Origin of the sequence: Mesorhizobium sp. M0571, from assembly GCF_040320985.1 — a bacterium.
Taxonomy (GTDB): Bacteria; Pseudomonadota; Alphaproteobacteria; order Rhizobiales; family Rhizobiaceae; genus Mesorhizobium.
This window is the reverse complement of the sequence record NZ_JAMYQT010000007.1, coordinates 228,677-236,627: the sequence shown is the minus strand read 5'-3', so window position 1 is coordinate 236,627 and position 7,951 is coordinate 228,677. Positions and strand designations below refer to the sequence as shown.

Genomic DNA, 7,951 nt, shown 5'->3' with positions numbered 1-7,951 from the left:
CGGGCCAGCCGCGAGACCCGTCTCCGACACGAATGCCGACATTGGATAAGCCTAGCTCCTGCAGGAGAGCCTCCGCACGGCTTGCGAATTCCTCGATGATTTCTACGCTCCAAACTTGCCCGGCGAGCTGCGCGAGGATTGCGGTTTGATAGCCTAGGCCAGTGCCGATCTCGAGCACTACCTCGTGCGGTTGCAGCGCGAGGAGATCGGTCATGAGAGCGACGATGAATGGCTGCGAGACGGTTTTATCGAAGCCGATCGGCAGCGGCATGTCCTGGTAGGCATAAGGTGCAACCGAGGCTGGCACGAAGAGATGCCGCGGCACTCGCCGCATCGCTGCCATCACCCGCTCATCGAGCGCCGCCTTGCCGAGTTCTTCGCTTGCAAGGTCGGTATGGATTGCAATCATCTCGACCATGTGCCTGCGTAGGACCGCGAGGTGCTCTTCGTTCATTGGCTTCATGACGGTGGGGCGCTCCTCAACCAGTCTTGGGGCGGGTTGTACCGCCCTGCTATTTCGTCGCCGTCCTTGGTGCTCTCCCGTTCCTCGCACCGGGGGGTGGAACGGCGTGCGCATCAGAAGCTCGCCAGCCAGGCGACAACATCGATATAGCGGATCGCCAGCCAGTTGAGCACCAATAGGCCGAAGGCCAAAACGACGCCGAACCCTGCGCTGTCGCTCACCGGCTCCATCCCGTGCTGATCGTGCGTGATCTGGTGATTGACGATGACCGAAACTGGGCGAGCCAGCAGCGCTATTCGCGCTGCAGGCGAGGCGAGGGCGAACGCCGGCACAGCCGGCGCGGCGCTTCCGTTGCATTTACGCCGCCTCCGGACCGTCACTACGGCGCTGTTTGGATGCGCGTTCCGGCCTCCGCTTCCGCCGAGGCCGGTTCGGATCATGAAGCAATGTCTGGAAAAGCTGCGTTCACCGGAAGGCCGGGGGCCGGTGGCGATTCCGAACCAGAAGATCACGCCGCCGCCGCGTGCTACGATGAAACGTTCGATGGAAGCGACGATCCATCATTTCAAACTTTACACGGAAGGGCATCACGTGCCCGCCGGTGAGGTTTATGCCGCTGTCGAGGCGCCTAAGGGCGAGTTCGGCGTTTATCTGGTTTCGGATGGAGGCAATGTTCCGTATCAGTGCAAGATCCGCGCACCCTACTTCGCCCATCTGCAGGCAATGGATTTCTTGTGTCGGGGCCACATGATCGCCGATGTCTCCGCGATCATTGGTTCGCTCGACATCGTGTTCGGAGAGATCGATCGTTAAGCCAAGTTGCACATCTCGGCTGCTGGAAGATAGGCCTACAATCGCAGGATCATCCGTGGTTTATCGAAGTCGCGCACAAAAAAATGCCCCGCCGGTGGGTCTCTCTGGCCTGCTGCCGGTTCAGTGGACAGGCAGCAGGCCAAGTTGACCCTACCCAGGCGTAAGGGAATGACGAACCCGAAAAAGAACGGCTCGCCCTTTCACAAGGCGGCCGTTCGTTCGCTTTTACAGAAGTACGAAAACGCCGCTCGACCGGAAGCGAGCGGCGTTTATCAAGTGTGGCGTCCTGACCCTAGACGAAACCCCGATTGGTCGGGGCCGCCGGACTCGAACCGACGTTTCCAGCTTGTTCGCTATCAACTTTAGATGGTGTTCTCCCGTCGTCCTTGCAAGCGCCATCGGCGCGGCTTGCAGAGTGTGGAAGGCTAGACGCGAGCCAAACGCTGCCCAGCCGTGGAACCAACATTTCGCGCATATGTATGATAGATACCGGGCGGCCCCCGCCGCGTCCGGTGGCCACGAACCCGCTTTCAAACATCCCCTCTGGAAAGCGGTTTTTTTGTGCCTTCCCAGCGAACGGATTCACCAATGCCGGTGACAGGCCTGCACATAATGACTCGCTAATGGGTTGTCGAAAGCGCACAGTCCTAATGTCGCTGGCCACTGAACGGGCGCGGGCGCTTGAGAGCGTAGATCGTACTCCCGCTCTATGGGAGTTATGTGATGGAAAACGACAGCCGCTCAGACGGATTTATCTCCTCTCACGACTTTGACATTCTGTGCGACGCCTTCAAGGCTTCGGTCGAGGAAGGACGGGTAACCAAAGCGCACAGGATTCAGCACGCCAAGGATCTGGTGCGCGAACTCACCGGCCAAGAGAACGCCGACAAACACCTGATTAGCCGGATGATGCGGGGTTGCCACGCTACCCAGCCGTAAGGGAATGGCGGGGCTACTTGGGTTTGGTAGGCCGCTTCCGTTCCTTCGCATCTTCAACGCCTCGGCAGAGCCGGACGGGTCATGGACGATCTATCATGTCTTCACCGGGGCACCGGCAGATATGGGAAGCCGATCCATGGCTGGGCTCAGCAAAACAGATGCCACTACCAGAATGATAATTCTGAACGCGCACAATGCGAAGAGACGCAAGGCCGCGAGCCTGCAACAGACGTTCGCTACGCGGTTCTTGACGGCTTGAGGTATGTTCAACCTTGGCGCTGACTTTTCCGAACCGAAGCCGCAGCTACGACGAGGCCGGACAATACCTCCATTTTCTCGGCTACGATGGCATGTTTGAAATGCCGTTCTTGATTGAGATTGAAGCGCTCGCGAACGCAAAACCGGAAGCAGCCACAGCCGAAGCGGGTTATTTGGCGACCTTCGATGCATCACGGGACTCCATTCGTGATGTCGCGCGGAAAGTTTCCTCCCACGGCCGCAAGAACGTGTACCAGCCCAGAAGACCTCGACGCTTCGAACGGCGGACGAGCAAAGCGTTCCCCGTAAGGGATCGGCTTATCCCTGCGACCGCGGAGTTGTGCGGTTTCGGCATGGTTGGGGACTACGTCCTTGTCCCCGTCGATTAGAGGATTATCCTTGACACGTTTGGGCGAGGCGATCGCCCATGGAGGTTGTCATGGCAGACGACAAGTCAAAGCGTGGTCCGCAAGACAGAGCACGGGTCGACGGTGGTGAAGACTATGAAGTCGGGTACCTCATGAAGAAGCACCATCTCGAACGGGCTGATGCCCTCAGGCTGGTAAAAAAGTATGGAAACAACCGCGCAAAGATCGAAGAGGAACTCTTTGCCCGAAAGGTTTGATCGCGTATTGCCGTGAGGCTGGCATAGAGCCAAGCACGCCTGAGTGTGACCAGGCTGCAGGCATAATCATGGCGCTTTTCAGCAACGGCATCGGCACTGCTGACGAATTGAAGGCAGCGCTCCAGTTCCGTTTGGAGAGTGAGTTGCGACGGTACGGTCAACGCCTATCCCGCCTAGCTGAGAACCGCTCTAGATCGTAATTGTACATCGAATTCCAAGTGGAGGTCGCGTTAGGTGCAAAACGCGAGCCCTCTGAAAAAAACCATTGTCCAATTAAGGCAGTGGGTTTGGAGGCTGTATGAAAGGGGTCGTTGTTTGGCGCTATTTCACGGGCATGCCGTGTCAGATGCACGCGGACCTCCGGGGAGTAACATGCTGCTGAGGCTGCACCGGATCGACAAATTCTACCCCACTGGCGAGGGGCCGTTGCATGTTCTGCACGGGATCGATCTTTCGCTGGAGGCGGGCAAGAGCCTTGCGCTGACCGGCGAGTCTGGCAGCGGCAAGAGCACGCTTTTGCACCTCGTTGCAGGGCTCGACAGCCCCGATGCGGGAGAAATCCACCTTGGCGGTACCAATATTGTGGGGCTGAACGATACGGCCCTTGCCGCCCTACGGCGGCGAACAGTCGGACTTGTGTTCCAGCAGTTCAACCTGATCCCTTCGCTTAATGTGGCAGCCAACCTTGCCTTTCAGGCTCGACTTGCCGGCCGTCCTGATCCGGTGTGGCTGAAGGTCCTTGCTGAACGGCTGGGCCTGGCCAAGGTCCTAACGCGCTACCCTGAACAACTGTCGACCGGCCAGCAACAGCGGGTGGCGATCGGCCGGACCTTGGCCGCCCGGCCCCGGCTGGTTCTGGCTGATGAGCCCACGGGCAATCTGGATGAGGCAACAGGGGACGCTGTACTCGATCTTATGCTGTCACTGGTGGCTGAAACGGGTGCCGCCCTGTTAATGGTCACCCATTCCAACCGTCTGGCAAACCGGCTGAACGCCCGCGTTCACCTGCACGCGGGCCGGCTGGCGTGATGGTGTGGACCGGGCTGACAGCGCTCTTGTCTCACTGGCGCAGGCGACCTGTCCAACTGGCGATGCTGCTTTTGGGGCTATCGTTGGCAACGGCGCTGTGGTCAGCGATTCAGGCGATCAACGGTGAGGCGCGGGCGAGCTATGACCGTGCAGCGGCGATCCTTGGGCAGGACCGGATCGCGCAACTGGTGCGTGAGGACGGGGCCCGGATTGATCAACAGGTGTTTGTGAGACTGCGGCGCGCAGGCTGGCTGGTTTCGCCGGTGATTGAAGGTGAAATGCGGTTTGGGGACGTGCGGTTGCGCGTCCTTGGCATTGACCCACTGACTTTGCCGCCGCAGGCGCAGCAGGTGGATGTTGCGGCGGGTGACGAGCTATTGCCGTTCATCACGGCGCCCGGTGTGCTCTATGCAGCTCCGGAAACCGCGGCACGACTAACCGAGCAAGCAACACCTCCCGTGCGCGTGGCCGAGGGTTTGCCGCCTGGCACAGTCCTCACCGACATCGGGCAGGCGCAGGTCCTGCTTGGGGCAAAGGACAAGATCTCTCGTCTTTTGCTCTGGCCGGACCAACCGATTGGCCGCCCCCCTCTAAAGGTGACAGTTCCCGGCCTGACCGTGCGCGAGCCGAGCGAAACGGGGGATCTTGCCAGGCTGACCGACAGTTTTCACCTGAACCTGACGGCTTTCGGTTTTCTTGCCTTTGCGGTGGGGCTCTTCATCGTGCATTCCGCCATCGGTCTGGCTTTTGAACAGCGCCGCCAGGTATTTCGCACGCTGCGCGCACTGGGCTTGCCGACCCGCGTGCTGGTCCTTTTGCTGATCGCCGAGCTGCTGATCTTCGCCCTCCTCGCGGGGCTGGTGGGCGTGGCACTTGGCTATGTAGTCGCCTCGGCCCTTTTGCCCGACGTCGCCGCCACCCTGCGCGGGCTTTACGGGGCCGATGTGCCGGGAACGCTGTCGATTCGCCCCGCAGTGTGGGCAGCGGGGCTGGCCATCGCGGTAATCGGCACGCTGGTGGCGGCCGCACAAAGCCTCTGGCGCCTATGGCACCTGCCACTGCTTGCACCGGCCCAGCCTCGAGCCTGGGCGCGGGCTTCGGAGCGGGCACTGCGCGCGCAAGGCGTGACGGCGATGGTGCTCCTGTTGGCGGCGGCGGGAATTGCACAGTTCGGATCCGGCCTCGAGGCGGGCTTTGCGCTTCTGGCGGTACTGCTGTTGGGGGCGGCACTGGCGCTGCCGCTCGTGCTGACGGGGATATTGCACCTTGGCGACCGCTTGGCGCGTGGACCACTGGCCGAATGGTTTTGGGCCGACACGCGTCAGCAGCTTCCCGGCCTGTCTTTGGCGCTAATGGCACTGCTGCTTGCGCTGGCTGCCAATGTGGGCGTCAGCACGATGGTGTCGAGCTTTCGGCTGACCTTCATCGGCTGGCTCGATCAGCGTCTCGCCTCAGAACTTTACGTGACCGCCCGCACCGAAGCAGAGGCCACGGCGATACACGACTGGCTGGTTCAGCGCAGCGACGCCGTCCTGCCGATCTGGAGCATTGAGGGCCGAGTCGCAGGCCAGCCCGCGGCAATATACGGCGTGGCCGATCATGCCACCTATCGCGACAACTGGCCGATCCTGTCTGCAGTGCCGGAGGTGTGGGACCGGATCGCCAAAGGCGAGGGCGCCCTGATCAACGAACAACTGGCGCGGCGCCAAGGGCTGGGCCTGGGGGACCAGATCACGCTGCCCGGTGGCTGGCGGGCCAGCATCGTCGGCGTTTATGCCGACTATGGCAACCCGATCGGCCAGGTGATCATCGGGATCGACACACTGGTCCGGCACTACCCTGACGTCTCCCGCCTGCGCTATGCCATTCGGATTGCCCCCGGCAAGGCCGAAGCACTGGCTAGGGGTTTGCGGGCGGAATTCGGGCTGCCCGCGCAGAACGTGATTGACCAGGCCGGGATCAAGGTCTTTTCGCTCGAAGTGTTTGAGCGCACATTCAACGTGACAGCCGCGCTGAATGTGCTGACGCTGGGAGTCGCGGGGCTGGCGATGTTTGCGAGCCTCATGACCCTGTCGGGGATGCGCCTGCCGCAACTGGCGCCGGTCTGGGCCATGGGTCTGACCCGCCGCCACCTCGCATGGTTGGAGCTTTCGCGCGGCTTGCTGTTGGCAGCCTTGACCATGCTGGCCGCTGTGCCTGTAGGTATTGCGCTCGCCTTTGTTCTGCTGGCGGTGGTGAATGTCGAGGCTTTTGGCTGGCGTCTGCCGATGTACCTTTTTCCCGGTGACTGGGCGCGGCTGGCGGCGCTCGCGTTGCTGGCGGCCGGACTTGCAGCCGTCGTGCCTGCCTGGCGGCTGGCGCGTCTTTCGCCATCGGATTTGCTGAAGGTATTTGCACATGAGCGTTAGAGCATTGCTGATCTACCTGTGCTTGGCCGCACCTGCCTTTGGCCAGGGTTTTGCTGGGCTTGGCACAGAGGCTGACGGGTTTTCAGTGCCGCAGCCGGGGACTGCATTCAACTTTCCGGCAGACCACGGCCCGCACCCCGGTTACCGGATCGAATGGTGGTATTTGACGGCCAACCTGCAAGCTGCGGATGGAGCGGACTATGGCGTGCAATGGACTCTTTTCCGATCCGCCCTGGCCCCGGTGGAGCGGTCCGGCTGGTCCAGTCCGCAGCTTTGGATGGGCCATGCCGGGCTGACGACGCAAGCTCATCAATTCGTGGCCGAACGGCTGGCACGGGGCGGCATCGGCCAGGCGGGGGTTACGGCTGCGCCCTTTGCGGCCTGGATTGACAACTGGCAGATGGCAGGCCGGGCCCTGCCAGAGGCGGATGCGCTGTCGGCGCTCGATCTGCGTGCGGCGGGGCAGGCGTTTTCCTACGAACTGGCGCTGGACGCCAAAGGCCCTCTGGTGCCGCAGGGAGTGCAAGGCTATTCGGTGAAATCCGAGAAGGGGCAGGCGAGCTATTATTATTCGCAACCATTCTACCACGTGACCGGCACGCTGACCCTTCCGGCGGGCGTGATTGCGGTGACCGGTCAGGCGTGGTTGGACCACGAATGGTCCTCGCAGCCGCTGGCTGAGGATCAAACCGGTTGGGACTGGTTCTCCTTGCATTTCGACAGCGGCGAAAAGATGATGGGCTTTCGCCTGCGCGACGGAGGCGCGGGCTTTACATCGGCCACATGGATCAAGGCCGACGGCAGGCCGCAGCCGCAGGCCCCCGGCGCGCTAAGGGTGACGCCGCTCGAAACGGCGGCAGTCGCGGGACGTAGCGTGCCGATCCGCTGGAGGGTGCAATTGCCGGAAAAAGGGGTTGATGTGACCATCCGGACGCTAAACCCAGAAGCCTGGATGGACACACGCTTTCCCTATTGGGAAGGCCCGATCCGATTTGAGGGCACCCATGCCGGGCGCGGCTATCTCGAGATGACAGGCTATGAGTGACTGGAGGACGCTGCTCAATCGCGAGATCGCGACGGTTGGCGAATTGCCGAAAATGGAGAAGGTTAGTTTCCAGCGCCCTTCCCTCTACCACCCTCAAAGTCCAAACAATTCTCCGATACGCCCATGGGCTCCCGCAAGCCCAGCGTTTGCCGGATGTGCGGCCGAAAGCTGGGGAGTGCGAAAACGACGTTCTTCCCCAAACGGCTCTCTGAATGTCCATCATTCTCCGAAGCTGGGGAGTAGCTCCAAAAATCCCCAGGTTTTGACGACAGCAATATCAATGCTTTAGCGCCGGCTTGCTGCGGGCAGTTTTGCGTTTCGCTCGCCTGCCCAATGAAGACCACAACTATTCCAGAGCTCGCTAGGTATGG

At 61.3% G+C, this 7,951-nt stretch carries 7 protein-coding genes and 1 pseudogene; 7 read left to right on the top strand and 1 reads right to left on the bottom strand.

Annotated elements, in window-relative coordinates; translation table 11 throughout:
- On the bottom strand, nt 1–463 hold a 463-nt coding region (locus NKI85_RS11820; RefSeq protein WP_352776761.1), incomplete at its 3' end, for a protein-L-isoaspartate O-methyltransferase family protein.
- A gap of 429 nt (nt 464–892) precedes the next feature.
- On the opposite strand from NKI85_RS11820, the pseudogene NKI85_RS11815 reads away from it, so the two are divergent.
- The 7 genes and pseudogenes from NKI85_RS11815 to NKI85_RS11785 form a co-directional block, all read left to right on the top strand.
- A pseudogene (locus tag NKI85_RS11815) lies at nt 893–1,276 on the top strand (NADH-quinone oxidoreductase subunit D-related protein); the annotation flags it as partial.
- A gap of 723 nt (nt 1,277–1,999) precedes the next feature.
- Nucleotides 2,000–2,215 carry a hypothetical protein gene (locus tag NKI85_RS11810; protein WP_352530102.1) on the top strand — a complete coding sequence of 72 codons (216 nt, stop codon included), beginning with the start codon at nt 2,000–2,002 and terminating at the stop codon, nt 2,213–2,215.
- A gap of 272 nt (nt 2,216–2,487) precedes the next feature.
- Entirely contained in the window at nt 2,488–2,862 is a 375-nt protein-coding gene (locus NKI85_RS11805; RefSeq protein WP_352530104.1) for a DUF1488 family protein, read from the top strand.
- Nucleotides 2,863–2,912: 50 nt separating this feature from the next.
- Entirely contained in the window at nt 2,913–3,098 is a 186-nt protein-coding gene (locus tag NKI85_RS11800; protein ID WP_023676578.1) for a DUF3606 domain-containing protein, read from the top strand.
- A 372-nt stretch (nt 3,099–3,470) separates the two neighbouring features.
- Nucleotides 3,471–4,127 carry an ABC transporter ATP-binding protein gene (locus NKI85_RS11795; protein WP_352530106.1) on the top strand — a complete coding sequence of 219 codons (657 nt, stop codon included), beginning with the start codon at nt 3,471–3,473 and terminating at the stop codon, nt 4,125–4,127.
- A complete protein-coding gene (locus NKI85_RS11790; protein ID WP_352530159.1) occupies nt 4,127–6,535 on the top strand; it encodes an ABC transporter permease in 2,409 nt (802 codons plus the stop codon). The genes NKI85_RS11795 and NKI85_RS11790 overlap by 1 nt, the downstream gene beginning before the upstream one ends.
- Nucleotides 6,525–7,580: a lipocalin-like domain-containing protein gene (locus tag NKI85_RS11785; RefSeq protein ID WP_352776759.1), complete on the top strand. Its 1,056-nt coding sequence runs from the start codon at nt 6,525–6,527 to the stop codon at nt 7,578–7,580. Before NKI85_RS11790 ends, NKI85_RS11785 begins: the two co-directional genes overlap by 11 nt.
- Nucleotides 7,581–7,951: the final 371 nt, after the last annotated feature.